Consider the following 14,831-nt stretch of genomic DNA (forward strand, 5'->3'; position numbering starts at 1 on the left):
ATTATCTAGCCCATGCCTCCCCATATTCCACCCGTCATACTCATCGGATAATCTAAGTTCGTCTGTACACTTGGATAGCCATGCCGGTAGCGATAACCGAATGGCCAAAAGATAAGAAACGCCCCTTGAAGGACGTTCAATAAAACACTTTCGGTGTAGTCTCCCGCTGCACCGGCACTACACACTGAAATCCTTGATGCCTTTGCCAGCCCAGGCCTGCAGCCCGCTGGCGAAACGACGTCGCGAGCAAGGACTACGGGTGTGAGTGCTGTAACACGGCCCATACTGGCAAGGAGTTCGTATGCTAGGTTCGCTGGATTATTCGCACAGGCGTTTGCTGATGGTTGACTCCGTTAGCGACTGTGAACCGCTTATTCAGGAACTGCAGCGCGAACGCTGGCTGGTCGAACGCAGCGGCCTGAACAATAAGATCGAGCCCGGTTACGATGTTTGTGTTATTTGCCTGCAACCTCACCATCTGAACCAACTTGAACATATCAAACAGCTGATTCATCACAGCCGAAGTGAATGGATCGCCGTGATGAGTGGAGACCTGCGCCATAACACCGGGCTGGCCAACTTTATCTACGAATGGTTTTTCGACTTTCATACCCTGCCCATCGACATCGCTCGCATGCACTGCACCCTGGGCCGCGCGTTCGGCATGGGCCGCTTGCGCCACCCGGATACCAAGCCTAGCGCCATCGACGATGTGCTGATGGTCGGGCAAAGCCCAGCTACTCAGGCGCTATGCAAGCTGATCGGAAAACTCGCAATCAGCGACTCGCCGGTGCTGATCACCGGAGAAAGCGGCACTGGGAAGGAAGTAGTGGCGCGCAGCCTCCAGCGTCAATCGAGGCGTAACAAAGGCCCCTTCGTGACCATCAACTGCGGGGCGATCTCCGAACACTTGATCCACTCGGAGCTGTTCGGCCATGAGAAAGGCGCTTTCACCGGCGCGCATCAGCGCAAGATCGGCCGTATAGAATCCGCCGAAGGCGGCACGCTGTTCCTCGACGAGATTGGCGACCTCCCCCTGGAAATGCAGGCCAATCTGCTGCGTTTCATGCAGGAAATGACCTTCGAACGCGTGGGCTCAAGCAAGCCGATTACTGCCAATGTCCGGGTGTTGGCTGCGACCCATATCAACCTGGAAGACGCCATCGAGAAAGGTCGCTTCCGAGAGGATCTTTATTATCGGCTGAACGTGCTGCAGGTGCGCACCACGCCGCTGCGCGAGCGCAAGGAAGATATCGCCCTGTTCGCCGAACACTTCTCGCAACTCTATGCCGCTGAGATTGGCCGGCGCCCGCGCCGCTTCAGCCGCGAAGCCACCGCAGCCCTGCTCGCCCACCACTGGCCGGGGAACGTGCGCGAGCTGGCCAATCGCGTCCGCCTCGGCCAGGTGCTCGCCGAAGGGCGGGAGATCGAGCTGCACGATATCGGTCTGGCAGCGCCCGTTACCCCGCTCTGTCGCCCCCTCGATGAATACCTGCTCAACGCCGAACGCAAGGCACTGGAAGACGCCCTGCTGCACTTCGCCAGCAACATGAGCCACGCCGCCCGCTCCCTGGGCGTGTCGCGGCCGACTTTTTACCGGCTGCTGCAGAAACACAATCTGCGCAATAGTCGTGTGGCCCAAGGCGACTAGGCTCTGTACGGAGCCTAGAAGTAGTAAGGGAATTTGATGCTAAAGGTGAAGTCCGGCGCGTCCGGCGTCAGGCCGATCGACAGGTTGGGCACCACGGTGAGTTTGTCGGTGGCGGCGAACGTCATACCGATATTGAAGTAGGCGGTGTTGGCATCGCTGCCGGAGACGGTCTGCCAGCTCTGCCCCTCGGCCCTGATGCGACTCTTCTGGCTGATCAGCTCGCTGAACGACATCGACATGCTGGCCCGCTCGTTGAGGGCGAAGGCGACGCCGAGGCCGAATTGAAACCAGTTGCCCAGGTCTACCTTGCCTGGCACCTTCACGCCGCGCTGAGGGCTGATGTCGTCGAAACTGTCTTCCAGGTTGTAGGTGTAGGAGAAGTTGCCAAACACCACCGCCGGGTCAAGGGTCTTGACCAACGCCACGCCCGAAGTGACCGACCATACACCGTTGCCCGTGGGTAGGTCCTCGGGAATGCTCAAGTTGTCGTTGCCGGCTACTTTGTCGAGCTTGATGCCATATGGCTCGACGCCAGTAGGCGCCTTGACGCGCATGTTCAGCACCACATCGGGTGTGCCTTCGCCTTCATCGAACAACTTGTAGGCAAGCCCCACGCTGACATCGCCGAGCCGCGCATCACTGCTCACGCTGGCCTCGCTGATCGAGGTGCTGGAGCCGCCGGCACCGGCGGACTGGTAGGTGCTCTCGCGGTAGACCCACGGCGCGTTGACATCGAGCTGCCAGCGTTGCGCCCAGTTGTAGCGTCCGGTCAGGTCGAAGGTGAAGGTGTCGGCATTGATCTGATCGACGCCGATATTGCCGAGAAAGATCGCATCCAGGGCTAGAAAACCGTTGAGAAACAACTGGCGCGAGTCGTAATGGCTGTAGGTGATGCCCGGCTCCAGGCTGAAGGTACCGCTGCCGAAGAAGCCGCTGGCTTCTTGGTAGAGATGCTCAACGCTGGCCGGTGGCGCGGCGTCATCCTTCAATGCCGTCCCGTAGCCAGCGGACGAGCCGCTGCCGTTGCTGGCCACCTGCTGGTTACCACTGCGGGTTAGTGGCGCCGGGCCGCTGGTGGACTGTGGCGCGCGGCTTTCGACCTGGCGCAGGCGCTGTTCCAGCACCTTGAGGGCATTCTGCTGCGTTTCGTATTGGGTCCTGAGCGCTTGCAGCTCCTGCTGCAGCGCCTCGACCTGAGACGGATCAGCCGCGAAAGCCGTGTTGAAGCCGACACCGAACAGCATGGCGACGCTGATCATCTGGCGCATAGTCGTAATCCTTTGTGCCACCTTGGCACTGCTCAATAGCCATGGGGGCGCAGGGCCCGAAGTTGCTCGATACAGCTGTCCAGATTGAGGTTGCGCGGGTTGTCACGCAGCGCCACGTTGAGAGTCGCCAGGTTGCGCACCTCGTTCAGCGAGCCGGAGATGTTGGCGTGCTGGGCCACCCCGCCACCGATCTGCTGGCTACTGAAGCCCTGCCCTTGCCCGGCCTGCAACGCGATATTGATGCCGCCGTTGCGGCTGCTGACATTCACCGTACCGGCAGCGTTGGCGAACGCCTGGCTACCCGTCCACGCCTGGCCTTCGCTGCTAGCCGTAGTACTGCCACCGGTGCTGATCTGCACACGCAGATCGTTCAGGCCGCTATTCAGGTCCCCCGCGGTGCGCACGCTCTGCACGATGCCGTTGACCGAATCCAGGCCATTGCCACCAGTAATCACCCCGGTTCCGGCCGTGACGTTTGCGCCGGTACCCAGCGAACTGATCTCGCGAACCTGCAGCGACGGCAGCACCTGCCCGTTAGCGACGCTCACCGCCACCTCGGCACCGATCACCTGCCCTGCGCTGTTTTGCCAGGTCGAGCTCATCACTACGCCGAAGCTGATGATGCGGTCGGGCAATATGTAGCGCCCGCGCAACTGAGCGAGCTCCTGATCGGCGACCTCTATAGGTTGGAACGGATTGGCGGCGCTCACCGGCAGGCTCGCAGCAAGAATGCTCGCGGCCAGCCATAGCTTGCTGTTCATGACCCTTCCCCTGGCAGTTAGAAAAAATCACTCTGGATGAAGCCGAACTCCATCAGCTCGGCATCTTTCACCGGGCTGAAGCCATCGATGCGCGTCTTGGCGGTCAGTGGCTCCGGCGGTGTCAGCAACGCGTTGGCGCGGTTGTAGCCCGGGCCGATCAGCGCGAAGACAATCCCGTTCCAGCCCTGGCTGAGTTCGCTGAGCGGCATCTTCTTGTGCCCCAGCACCGGATCACCGACATAGGCGTAGCCGCGGTAGATGCGCTGTAGCACCACGAAGTGTTTGTAGCCGCGCACGTTGAGCAACACGATGCTGGGAATCTTAAGGTTCTGCAGTTGCTCGGCATCGACCCGGTAACCCCGCGCGCGCAGGCCCAGGGTGCTGGCGTAATTCTTCATGTCGAGCATGGAAAAGCCCTGGGTGCGTACCTGTTCGGCGTCGGCGCTGGCCAACATGCCGCGAATCACCTCTTCCTCCTGCAGCTGCATGCCATAGGCCTGATTGAGAATCGTCGCCATGGCAGCGGCGCCACAGCTGAAGTCGGTCTTCTGCTCGACCAGATTGGCGAAACGCCGCTCGCGCATGCTCTCGACCTGCACGGTGGCGAGCGCCCCGCCGGGCAACACAGCCATGCGCATCTCGGCAGCTGTCGCGGCCAGACATAGCGTCACGCAGCTCAAGCCCAGCAGTCGCCTGGCAAGAAATCCAGCCATGGTGGTTCCCCGATAAAACGATGCCGGGCGGTCCCGGCATCGTCGACTGCTTCAGGCCTTAACGTGCTACGCAGGCATTACAACCAGCGGCAATGGTCAGGCTGTTGCTTTGCTGGTTGCCGCCACCGGCTGCGATGTTGACGCCGACATTGCCCGATACGCCGGCCAGCGAACCGCTCAGGCTGGCGTTGTTGACGCTTGGCGTTTTCTCCTGCTGTGGCTGAGGCCACCAGGAACCGCCGTAGCTGCTGGTTTGCATGGCAAGGGCGGACTCGTCTTCGAAGACAGTGCCCTGGTTGTTATCGGTCACGTTGCCGTTGGAAGCCTGCAGCACGGTGGCCGAGGCGTTGGCCACGTAGGCGGTTTCAGACGAAGCGATGGTGGTGTCGTTCTTCTGCTGGTTGTAGTTACCCGCCGCCACGTTGACGCCCAGGTTGCCGGTTGCGCCGTTGGCGCTGTTATTGACCGACGCATTGTTGGGGTTGCCGTAGTTGGTCAGGTTGTTGGAGTACGCCCGCTGCTCGACACCAGTGGTGGCATTGGCGCCGGAGCCGGCGACCGCGACACCGAATACGAAGGCGGTGTCGGCGGTGGCAATGGCGGCCGCGTTGGCTTGCTGGTTGTTGTCGCCGGCCGCGACGTTGACGCCTACGTTACCGGAGGCATTACGCAGCGAACCGTCGACGCTGGCGTTGTTCTTGGTCTCGTGGTTGGTGACACGGTTACCGAAGTTGAGCTGGGTGTCGGAAATCTTTGCCGTGGCGCCGCTGGCGCTGCTGGAAGCACCGCTGCTTGGTTGGGTTGCGTGGGCGGAGGTGGCCAGAACAGCAGCCAGTGCGAATGCCAGAGGGCTGAGCAGTACTGAAGGTTTCATGACGTGTTTCTCCATGCGGTTTAGTGTTGGCCTTGCTCGATTAGGGTCAATCCACAACCCTGATGCTCAGGTGATTGGCGGTTCGGTTGCCAATCCCGGAACTCTGGTTCAGCTGCACGACGCCACGGCTTCCCGAGAAGGCCTCGTTGCTCATCTGCGCCCGGCGCTCGCCGACGGGTGTCGCTGAAAAGGATTCGTCGGCGCGAGTCACGCTCTGCGCCAGCACGCTGTCGTCCAGGCTTTGCGGTGCGGCTAGTAACGTCACGCTGAGTACGTTGACCTGCTGGTTGCCGACACCGGCTGCCTGGGTGACGCCGACCACGCCGTTACCGCCGCTGAAGGCGTTGCCGTCGATATTTGCCTGGGTGTTACGGGCAGCGCTGCCAGCGGGTAGTTGGTCGATGCTCTGGCGCACAGTGCTGGCTGAAACCCCTGTCCCGCCCACGCTGATGACCCGCACATTGGCCTGCTGCTGCAGATCGCCGGCAGCCTGGTTGACGCTGAGGTTGCCCTGATAAGCGGATCCGGCTGCGTCGATACGCGCGTCATCGTCAGCCTGAACCAGCCCGCTCAGGGCCAGACTTATGAGCAGAATGCACGAGCGCATATCAGCGATCCCCCAGCATCTGCAGAGGCCGCAGGCCCTGCTGCACGCTGCGGTTGACCTGCGAGGCCACACCGTTGCCACCGCTGCCGCTATGGGACGCGCCGAGTCCCGGCATCGATTGCTGCAGCGGCGCTTGCACCTGGTGGCCAAGCGAGTTGCCGAGCAGTTGCGCAGGCAAAGCCAGCCCACTGGAAACGTTGGCGAAGTCGCCATCGGCCAGTTCGGCAGTGGCATCGACCACCGAGCGACCAGGGTTCACGGAAAGTGGGTTCGGATCCGGTACCAGCGCTGCCCGGGTAGCGACACGCGGTTGTACGTCACGGGTGATGATCACGTCGCCATCGGCAGCCTGAACGCTGGCCTGCAGCACGCAGGCCAGCGCCAATATGCAATAGTTGAAGATAACCAGGCGCTTCATGACTTACATCCCCAGGCTCGATCCATGTGAGCGTTATCGAGCCTTGAGCATGCACTGTGCCACTAGCTATTTTTTCATATAAAACAAAGGGATAAGTTTTATAGCGGACAAGCCCCCACCGCTATTTGTAACGCTGGTGAGACACCTGCGCGTGCCGGGGTCAGGCAGCAATTGCCGCGCAACCTGCGTGGCAACAGGTGCCGCGTGGTAATGGATGAACTGTTAAAGGTTTGAAACAGGAGCCGAGCATCTGTATCCAGATGCGCTTGGCACAATGCGCGCGCAGCTCGCCAAGCCTACGTGTAGCCTGCATCAGGCGAATCCCGCCAGCAGCTGTCCGCTAATGGCGTTTGCGCTTGCGGCTGCTCAGCTCGATCCAAGCAGGCGCGTGGTCGCTGGGGTGATCCTCGCCGCGCACCCAGGTGTCTACACCGGCGCTCTGCAGGTAAGGAGCCAGCGCCGGGTTGAGTAGCAGGTGGTCGATTCGCAGCCCGGAATTGCTCTGCCAGTGGCGGCGAAAGTAATCCCAGAAGGTGAACAGCTGCTCGTTCGGGTGAAGTGTGCGCAGTGCGTCCACCCAGCCCTGCTCGAGCAACCGTTGAAAGCAGGCGCGGCTTTCGGGCTGCAGTAATGCGTCCTTGAGCCAGGAACGGGTGTTGTAGATGTCGAAATCGGTCGGTACCACGTTGAAGTCGCCAGCCAGCACCACCGGATGTTCGCTGGCCTGTAACGTCTGCGCGTGCGCGATCAGATGCTCGAACCATTTGAGCTTGTAATCGAATTTCGGCCCAGGCTGCGGATTGCCGTTGGGCAGGTACAGGCAGGCCACCACCACGCCCTGCACTGCGGCCTCGATATAGCGAGCCTGGACGTCCCACTCAGCGCCTGGCAGGCCGCGACGAATCTCCAGCGGTTGGGTATCACGGCCGAGAATCGCCACGCCGTTCCACGACGTCTGCCCCTGATACACCACGCCATAACCGGCCGCTTCGATATCACGGGCCGGGAATGATTTGTCCGCTGTTTTCAGCTCCTGCAGACACACCACATCCGGTTGCTCGCGCTCCAGCCAGCTAAGCAGGTTAGGCAGGCGGGCGTTGATGCCATTGATATTGAAGGTGGCGATACGCAGACGTTTCATCGGCCGTTTCCGGGATGTTCATGTTCTGCTTATGACCGGCTTTAGGGGCTGTCGATGCCAAAGAATGATGGGTGGCAAGGCGCAGCGGTGCCAGGCCCCTTTCGTGGCATGCATGGTTTGATTGATCGCTGCACCCGTCCTGGACACGCCGGTTGCCGATTTGGGATACCGGCTCTACGCCCACTGAGCAGATGATCGGCTTACCTGAACCGACATCCCGTAGAGGCCGTCATGAGCGAAGCCAAACTCGAATCCCTGCACTTTGCGGACGCCCCGCACATCGTCTCCAGCACCCTGCCAGGCCCGAAAACCAGCGAAGCCCTGGCCCTGTCGGCGCGCACCGAGTCGATGGCCCGTGGTGGCGGCCGCATGCCCATCGCCATGGATCGCGCCTTCGGGGCGACCTTCAAGGATCCGGACGGCAATACCTACATCGACCTGTCCGCCGGCGTAGGCGTGAGCAGCGTCGGTCGCTGTCATCCCAAGGTCGTCGAAGCCATTCGTGAGCAGTCCGAAGTGCTGATGCACGCCCTGGAGATCAACAGCACGCGGCGCACCGAGCTGGCCGCCAAACTCTCTGAAATCGCGCCGCCCGGGCTGCGTGGCGACTGCGTGACCTTCTTCACCCAGAGCGGCAGCGACGCGCTGGAAGCGGCGATCAAGTTCGCCAAGCGCGTCACCGGTCGTCACCAGATCCTCGCCTTTCATGGCGGTTACCACGGTGTCTGGCATGCCTCAGGCGCGCTGACTACCGGCAACGCCTACCGCAAGGGCTTTGGCGCGCAGATGGGCGGCGTGATTCACGCGCCCTACCCTTACGCCTACCGTTTTCCGTTCGACACTACCCACAAGAGTGCCGAGCAGATCGCCGGTGAGTACGTGGACTACCTGCTCAACACGCCCTACACCGCCGCCGACGACGTGGCCGCGGTGATCGTCGAGCCCGTACAGGGTGAAGGCGGTTACGTGCCGCCTTCACCCGAATTCCTGCAACTGCTGCGCAAGGCCTGCGACCGTAGCGGCACGCTGCTGATCGTCGACGAAGTTCAGGCCGGCGCCGGGCGTACCGGCAAGATGTGGGCCGTCGAGCATTCTGGCGTCAAGCCGGACATGCTGACCTTCGGCAAGGGAATCGGCAGCGATTTGCCAATGGCCGGCCTGATGATGCGCTCGGACCTCGCCGCGCAGATCCCCGACGGCTCGATGCCCAATACCTTCGCCGCCAACTCCCTGTCCGCCGTGGTGGCGCTGACCAACATCGCCATTCTTCAGGACCCGGAACTCGACCTGCTCAACCGCGCCCACACCCTCGGCCTGGAAGCTCAAGAGCGTATCCGCGGCTTCAACAGTCCGTTCCTGGGCGAAGTACGCGGTCGTGGCCTGATGATCGGCATCGAGCTGGTCGAGGATCCGGCCACCAAGGAGCCGCTGTCGCGCGACAAGATCGGCCAGTTGATGGGCTACCTGATGAACCACGGCGTGCTGATGATCCCGTGCGGGCGCTACAGCAACGTGATGCGCATCATGCCGTCGCTGACCATTTCACGTGCGCTGTTCTTCAAGGCGCTGGACATCTTCGGTGACGCTCTGGCGTCGCTCAAGGCTTAACCGACTCTCTCATTGGTAGACACGAACATGACTCAGCATCTGCAACATTTCATTGCCGGCGCCGCCGCAGACTCCTCCGATGGCCGCCGTTTCGACCTTATCGACCCGGTGACCGAGAAGATCTACGGCAGCTCCGCCCGCGGCACCACCGAGGACGTCAACCGCGCCGTGGAAGCGGCGCGTAGTCAGCTGGAAGGCGGCGCCTGGAGTCAGCTCACCGGCTCGGAGCGGGCTCGTCTGCTCAACAAACTGGCCGATCTGGTGGAGCGCGACAGCGAGCAGCTCGCGGACATGGACGCCAATGCCATCGGCCGCTCGCCGATGGAGCCACGGCGCATGGACCTGCCCAACGCCATCGTCAACCTGCGCGCCGCCGCTGGCTGGGCCAACCAGCTAGAAGGTCGCACCATTCCAAGCGGTGGTTATTTCGGTACCAAGACCCTGTCGTACACCGTGCGCGAGCCGATCGGCGTGGTCGGCGCCATCGTGCCGTGGAACTCGCCGCTGATGATCACCGTGTGGAAACTGGCCGCCCTGCTGGCTGCCGGCTGCACGGTGGTGGTCAAACCCTCGGAAGAAACCCCGCAATCGGCCCTGCATCTGGCCGCGCTGGCCAAGGAAGCGGGCTTCCCCGATGGCGTGATCAACATCGTCACCGGCTTCGGCGCCGAAGTGGGCCGCGCCCTGTGCGAACACCCGGTCATCGCCAAGATCAGCTTCACCGGCAGCCCCGAAGCGGGCCGCGAGATTCAGCGCACCGCTGGCGTGCTGTTCAAGCGCGTGGCCCTGGAACTGGGCGGCAAGAGCCCGCAGATCGTCTTCGACGACGCGTCATTCGAAGATGCCCTGTTCGGCTGCTCACTGGGCCTGTTCGCCAACCAGGGCCAGGTCTGCGCCGCCGGTTCGCGCATTCTGGTGCAGCGCGGCGTGGCCGAGCGTTTCGCGGCGGCACTGGCTCAGGCGGCCAGCTCCGTGAAGGTCGGCGACCCGCGCCAGCCGGACACCCAGATGGGCCCGGTGGCCAAGAAGGCGCAGTTCGACCGCGTCAACCGTTACATCCAGCTGGGCATCGACCAGGGCGCCACGCTGCTGGCCGGCGGCGTGTCCAACCCCGACCAGGGCTTCTTCGTGCGCCCGACTATTTTCGCCAACGCCAGCAATGACATGGCCATCGCCCGCGACGAGATCTTCGGTCCGGTCGGCACCGTGATCACCTTCGACACCGAAGAAGAAGCCATCGCCCTGGCCAACGATTCCAGCTATGGCCTGGCGGCTACCGTATGGACCACCAACCTGGCGCGCGCACATCGCGTGGCAGCGGCCCTGAAAACCGGCGCGGTAGGCGTCAACTGCTGGAGCCCGCTGGATGCCAACCTGCCCTGGGGCGGCGTGAAGACCAGCGGGATCGGCCGTGAAGGCGGCTTTGGCGGCGCCGTTGCCTACACCGAGGAAAAGGTGGTTACCGTTTTGCTACCCAACTGAGTGTGTCACCCGGGCGACCCGTAGTTTCGCGGGCCGCCCGTAATTCCCAGGCCTTGATGATCATTAAAAAGAGACTGCGATGAATACGATAAGAAAAGAACCAGTCGACCACTACCCGCGATCCTTGCTGGTGCTGCACTGGGTCCGCGCCGTGCTGGTTCTCGGCCTGCTATGGGCCGGCTGGCACATGACCGGAATGAGCGACGATGTCGAGAGCAAATTCGTGCTCTATTACCCCTGGCACAAATCCTTCGGCGTGCTGGCCTTTCTGGTGGTGGTGACTCAGCTCATCATTCGCTTGAAAACCCCCGTACTGCCAAAGCCACCGCTGACCTTAGCCAGGCACGAACGTTTTCTTGCGCAGCTGGTGCAACGTTCCATGTACGTGCTGTTGGTGCTGGTGCCGCTGATGGGCTATTCGATGTCGAGCACCTACACCATGAGCGACGGCGTGTACTTCTTCGGCGTCAACCTGCCGGAGCTGCTGGCCAAGAACGATGACTGGTTCGTGGTCTTCCAGTGGCTGCACAAAACGCTGGCCTACACCCTGCTCGCCCTGATCGTCCTGCACGTCATCGGTTCGCTGAAGCATCGGTTCTTCGACAAGGACAAGCGCAACGATGTGCTGAAACGCATGTTGTGACGCGTTCTCCAACGAAAAACGCCACCTTCGGGTGGCGTTCGTGCTTGTGCATGAGCAAAATTTGCCCGATCGCCAGCGGATATAGGGGCACTTACATCACGACATATTATGAAATAATATAACATCCAATATCTATTGCTTCGGTAGCGTAGCACCATGCACAGACGTCACCTCCTGCACCTGGCCCTGGCAGGTATCGCCCTGCCCTGGGCCTTCGACGCTTACGCCACACAGAAAATCGTGCATGCCCGCGCCTGGGATGACGGCGACAAGCTGAGGCTGGTGTTCGAGCTGAGCGGCCCGGCGAAATATCAGATTTTCACGTTGAAAGCGCCTGATCGACTGGTCGTCGACTTGGCAAGCACCAGCGCCTTTGCCGGCCTCAATGAAATTCCGGCTGGCAACCGCCTGCTCGGCGCCGTACGCAGCGGCCCTCAGGCTGGCGGCACGCGTATCGTGCTCGACCTGAAGCAGCCGGCTCGGGTGGAAAGCTTCCTGCTTGGCCCCTCCGGCAGTGAGGGCCATCGCCTGGTGGTCGACCTGCACAGTGCGGCAATGGCGACGCCGATTGCCAAGGCGCCGCCGGCAGCGGCCGTTGCTGCCGCTAGCAACAAGACAGCCGGGCAACGTGATGTGGTCGTGGTGATCGATGCCGGGCACGGCGGCAAGGACCCGGGTGCGGTGGGTGGCAACGGCGAGCAGGAGAAGATCGTGGCCCTGGCCATCGCCCGACTGCTGGCCGACAAGCTCAATCGCCAGCGTGGCTTCAAGGCGCAGCTGGTACGCAATCAGGACGTTTTCATACCGCTGCGCAAACGCGTGGAAGTCGCCCGCCGCTACAACGCCGACCTGTTCATCTCCGTGCATGCCGACGCCGCGCCGCGGCGCAACGCCTCGGGCGCTTCGGTGTTCGCCCTTTCGGAAAGCGGCGCCACCTCGACCACCGCCCGCTGGATGGCGGAGCGGGAAAACAGCGCCGATATCCTCGGCGCCCGCGAATTGCTGTCGCTCAAGAACAAGGACCCGATGCTCGCTGGCGTGCTGCTGGACATGTCGCTGAATTCCACCATCACCACCAGCCTGGGGCTGGGCAAGACGGTTCTCGACAACGTCGGCAAGGTGGCTGGCGTGCATCAGAAGCGCGTCGAGCAAGCGGGCTTTGCGGTGCTCAAGTCTCCGGATATCCCGTCGATTCTGGTGGAGACCGGCTTTATCTCGAACTCCGGCGACTGCCGCAAGCTGTGCGACCCGCTGCACCAAAAACGCGTGGCTCAGGCGATTTTCGATGGCTTGCAGACGCACTTCGTAGCGAGCCCGCCGCCGGGTAGTTATCTGGCGAGTCGCAGGGCTGAAGCGATCAGCTGAGGAACCAGCAATTCAATAGTGTGGGAGCGGGCCATGCCCGCGATTTTTTCGCGCGCATGGCGCGCTCCCACATTCGTAATCTTTCATCAGGACCACCGCGCGGTCTCATTGATCGGTTCGGGTGGGCGCTAGCTGCCCACCAAATGGCCCAGCCGCGCCTGCAACTCAACACGCCGAGCCGCATCGGCGGCCTCTTTGCTCTGCAGGCGCTCCAGCAATTCGCCGGCCTGCTGGGGCGACAGCACGTAGATGCCATCGTCATCGGCGACCAGCAGATCACCGGGCTGCACCCGCACGCCGCGTATTATCACTGGAACGTTCACCGCGCCCTGCTCGCCAAGCGGGCGCGTGGTGTAGGCGCTGACGCCGCTGCAGAAGATCGGCAGGCCCAGCGTTCGCAGCGCGCGTACGTCAGTCACCGGCCCGTCGATCACCACGCCGGCCAGGCCCTTGATGCGCGCCGCGAGGGTGCGCAGCTCGCCCCAGCAGGCGCAGTTCGCCTCGCCGCTGTTGGCGACCACCAGCACGTCGCCCGGTTGGCTGGCGATCAGCGCATCGCGCAGCACGCTGCCATCCGGCGCGTGGATCTGCGCGGTGGTAACGCGGCCGACGATGTGTACATCGGCCACCAGCGGTGGCAGACCGTGAATGTGTCCTTCCTGCAGCACGTGGCCGATGGTCGACGCGGCGATGCCGCGATAGGCGTCGATCAATGCAGCGGGAACGGATTCGGTAGTCATCGCGGGGCCTTGGGTCGGATCAATGGGCAGGTTGAGCAATATTCCACCGGGTCGCTGGCCTGGTAGTAGAAGCAGCAGGTGCGGCGGAACCGTACGGCGCGCGCGCCGTCATCGAGCAGGGTCAGCGGCCGGTTGAAATGCTGCAGCGGGTTGTAGTCGAGACCGAACAGGCTGCCGGGTGCCTGCTCGGTCAGCCAGCGAAAGTCTTCGGCGCAGCGCTGCCGCGTCGCGGCGCATTCGAGCTTGGCCAGGCGTCGCTCGTACAGCGAGTAGACGCGCACCGCGGTGTTCTCCCAGAGGATGCGCCGCGACACACCGGTGAGCCGGTAGAAGCTCTCCCACAACGGCTGCAGCAAGCCGGCGAACAGCTGCCCGGCCACCGCCTCGCGCCAGGCATCGCGCGCGCCGGGTTCGGGCCGCGAGACCGCCAGGCTGCGCAGCGGCAGCGACGAGGTCCACAGGCCATCATCGTGGCCGTACTCGATGAAGGTGTTGTCCAGCGACAGCTCCAGCCCTTTGTCGTAGGCGGACATGGCGTACAGGCAGGCGCCGGTGAGCAGGAACGACTGACGCTTGCCCAGCAGCGAGGCGGTGATGCGCCGCGACGGCGAGAGAATCACCGGGCCGAGCCTGTCCAGCAGCGCCGTGCAGGTGGTTTCGTCGAGCAATTCCCTGGCCGGTAGGCTGCGCGCGAGGTCGCGCTCGCTTTCGCGGCGCAGGCGCAGCGCGCCGCACAGGTTGGCCCATTCGGCGTCGCTGAAACTCATCGGGGAATGTCCCGACCGAAGGGAATACACAGCGGCGTGTGGAAGAACGGGTCGGGGATGATCCGGCAATCCAGGTCGAACACCGTCTTGACCAGTTCTTCGCTGAGGATGTCCGCCGGCTTGCCTTGGGCGTAGGCGGTGCGCTGGTGCACGGCGACCATGTGGTCGGCGTATCGACAGGCCAGGTTGAGGTCGTGCAGCACCATGACGATGGTCTTGCCCTCCTGGCGATTGAGTTCGCGCAGCAGGTCCAGCACCTCGATCTGATGGGCCAGGTCGAGAAAGGTGGTCGGCTCGTCGAGCAGCACCAACTCGGTCTCCTGGGCCAGGGTCATGGCGATCCAGGCGCGCTGCCGCTGACCGCCGGACAGCGCATCGACCGGCCGTTCGGCCAGCTCATCGAGGCCGGTGCGGGTCAGTGCGCGGGCCACCACGGCTTCGTCCTCGGCCGACCACTGCTGCATCCAGCTCTGGTACGGGTAGCGCCCCAGAGCGACCAGCTGCCGCACGCTGATGCCCTCGGGCGCTACCGGCATCTGCGGCAGGATCGCCAGCTCCCGCGCCACGGCGGCGGTCGGTTTGCGCTGGATGTCGGCGCCGTTGAGGATCACCGTACCGGCCTGCGGCTTGAGCAGCCGGGCGAAGGATTTCAGCAGCGTGCTCTTGCCGCAGCCGTTGCTGCCGATCAGCACCGTCACCTGGCCGCGCGGCAGCGCCAGGTCGAGGTTGTCGATGATCGGCTGGCGCTGGTAGGCCAGGGTCAGGTTGCGGCTGGCGATGGCGGTCATTTCAA

Annotated in this window: 15 protein-coding genes; 5 read left to right on the forward strand and 10 right to left on the reverse strand. The window is 62.9% G+C overall.

The genetic code is table 11. From position 1 onward, the window contains the following. Positions 1–301: 301 nt before the first annotated feature. Complete coding sequence (locus tag PVA39_RS07600) at positions 302–1,651, forward strand: sigma-54 dependent transcriptional regulator (protein ID WP_274123563.1); 1,350 nt, start codon at positions 302–304, stop codon at positions 1,649–1,651. Between the two features lie 14 nt (positions 1,652–1,665). Here PVA39_RS07600 and PVA39_RS07605 read toward each other — a convergent pair whose 3' ends face one another. From PVA39_RS07605 to xth, 7 genes are all read right to left on the reverse strand, one after another. Continuing rightward, positions 1,666–2,919, reverse strand: a complete 1,254-nt coding sequence (locus tag PVA39_RS07605; protein ID WP_274123564.1) for a hypothetical protein — start codon at positions 2,917–2,919, stop codon at positions 1,666–1,668. Between the two features lie 32 nt (positions 2,920–2,951). Then, entirely contained in the window at positions 2,952–3,680 is a 729-nt protein-coding gene (locus PVA39_RS07610; RefSeq protein ID WP_274123565.1) for a hypothetical protein, read from the reverse strand. A 17-nt stretch (positions 3,681–3,697) separates the two neighbouring features. Beyond that, entirely contained in the window at positions 3,698–4,393 is a 696-nt protein-coding gene (locus PVA39_RS07615; protein WP_274123566.1) for a C39 family peptidase, read from the reverse strand. A 58-nt stretch (positions 4,394–4,451) separates the two neighbouring features. Continuing rightward, positions 4,452–5,267, reverse strand: coding sequence for a heme utilization protein (locus PVA39_RS07620; RefSeq protein ID WP_274123567.1), 816 nt, complete (start codon positions 5,265–5,267; stop codon positions 4,452–4,454). Between the two features lie 46 nt (positions 5,268–5,313). Continuing rightward, positions 5,314–5,874 carry an adhesin gene (locus tag PVA39_RS07625; RefSeq protein ID WP_274123568.1) on the reverse strand — a complete coding sequence of 187 codons (561 nt, stop codon included), beginning with the start codon at positions 5,872–5,874 and terminating at the stop codon, positions 5,314–5,316. A 1-nt stretch (position 5,875) separates the two neighbouring features. Further along, positions 5,876–6,292 (reverse strand): hypothetical protein, encoded by a 417-nt coding sequence (locus PVA39_RS07630; protein ID WP_274123569.1) that lies wholly within the window; start codon positions 6,290–6,292, stop codon positions 5,876–5,878. 340 nt (positions 6,293–6,632) lie between these two features. Then, entirely contained in the window at positions 6,633–7,433 is an 801-nt protein-coding gene (gene xth, locus PVA39_RS07635) for an exodeoxyribonuclease III (protein WP_093504684.1), read from the reverse strand. Positions 7,434–7,664: 231 nt separating this feature from the next. Between xth and PVA39_RS07640 the strand changes: the two genes are divergently transcribed. From PVA39_RS07640 to PVA39_RS07655, 4 genes are all read left to right on the forward strand, one after another. Then, positions 7,665–9,041, forward strand: coding sequence for an aspartate aminotransferase family protein (locus PVA39_RS07640; RefSeq protein WP_274123570.1), 1,377 nt, complete (start codon positions 7,665–7,667; stop codon positions 9,039–9,041). A gap of 27 nt (positions 9,042–9,068) precedes the next feature. Then, positions 9,069–10,523 (forward strand): aldehyde dehydrogenase family protein, encoded by a 1,455-nt coding sequence (locus PVA39_RS07645; protein WP_274123571.1) that lies wholly within the window; start codon positions 9,069–9,071, stop codon positions 10,521–10,523. 79 nt (positions 10,524–10,602) lie between these two features. After that, the gene (locus PVA39_RS07650; protein WP_274123572.1) at positions 10,603–11,166 is read left to right on the forward strand and encodes a cytochrome b; all 564 of its coding nucleotides are present in this window, start codon (positions 10,603–10,605) and stop codon (positions 11,164–11,166) included. A gap of 156 nt (positions 11,167–11,322) precedes the next feature. Then, positions 11,323–12,531 carry an N-acetylmuramoyl-L-alanine amidase gene (locus PVA39_RS07655; protein ID WP_274123573.1) on the forward strand — a complete coding sequence of 403 codons (1,209 nt, stop codon included), beginning with the start codon at positions 11,323–11,325 and terminating at the stop codon, positions 12,529–12,531. Positions 12,532–12,659: 128 nt separating this feature from the next. Here PVA39_RS07655 and PVA39_RS07660 read toward each other — a convergent pair whose 3' ends face one another. The 3 genes from PVA39_RS07660 to PVA39_RS07670 are packed head-to-tail and all read right to left on the reverse strand — an operon-like array spanning position 12,660 to position 14,826. Continuing rightward, positions 12,660–13,271, reverse strand: coding sequence for an RraA family protein (locus tag PVA39_RS07660; protein WP_274123574.1), 612 nt, complete (start codon positions 13,269–13,271; stop codon positions 12,660–12,662). Then, on the reverse strand, positions 13,268–14,038 hold the full coding sequence (locus PVA39_RS07665) for an IucA/IucC family C-terminal-domain containing protein (protein WP_274123575.1): 771 nt from the start codon (positions 14,036–14,038) through the stop codon (positions 13,268–13,270). Before PVA39_RS07665 ends, PVA39_RS07660 begins: the two co-directional genes overlap by 4 nt. Next, a complete protein-coding gene (locus tag PVA39_RS07670; RefSeq protein WP_013791471.1) occupies positions 14,035–14,826 on the reverse strand; it encodes an ABC transporter ATP-binding protein in 792 nt (263 codons plus the stop codon). The genes PVA39_RS07665 and PVA39_RS07670 overlap by 4 nt, the downstream gene beginning before the upstream one ends. Positions 14,827–14,831: the final 5 nt, after the last annotated feature.

It is taken from the genome of Pseudomonas sp. CNPSo 3701, from assembly GCF_028674975.1.
GTDB classification, from domain to species: Bacteria; Pseudomonadota; Gammaproteobacteria; order Pseudomonadales; family Pseudomonadaceae; genus Aquipseudomonas; species Aquipseudomonas straminea.